Source organism: Neisseria sp. P0008.S010 (assembly GCF_051962715.1).
GTDB classification, from domain to species: domain Bacteria; phylum Pseudomonadota; class Gammaproteobacteria; order Burkholderiales; family Neisseriaceae; genus Neisseria; species Neisseria elongata.
In genome coordinates, this window is sequence record NZ_JBQCVA010000437.1 from 1 (window position 1) to 236 (window position 236).

At 59.3% G+C, this 236-nt stretch carries 1 pseudogene; it reads right to left on the minus strand.

Annotated elements, in window-relative coordinates:
* A pseudogene (locus ACTHSL_RS14240) lies at positions 1-236 on the minus strand (protein-L-isoaspartate O-methyltransferase family protein); the annotation flags it as partial.

Sequence of the window (236 nt, forward strand, 5' to 3'; positions counted from 1 at the left end):
GGTAATCAGGCGGGCGCGCTGAACGGGATGGCTGCCGGTAACTGCAATCAGGAGGCCGCCGTCGCGCAGCTGCTGTTTAAGGATTTAGGGGATGTCGTCCACCGCGCCGCCGATGTATACTGCATCAAACGGGGCGGAGGCATTTTGCGTCCTCAGGCCGTCGTTGGTGAGGAAGACGATGTTGTCGTATCCCAATCCGTCCAGTACGTCTTTTGCGCGTGCTTGTTGTTCGGGGT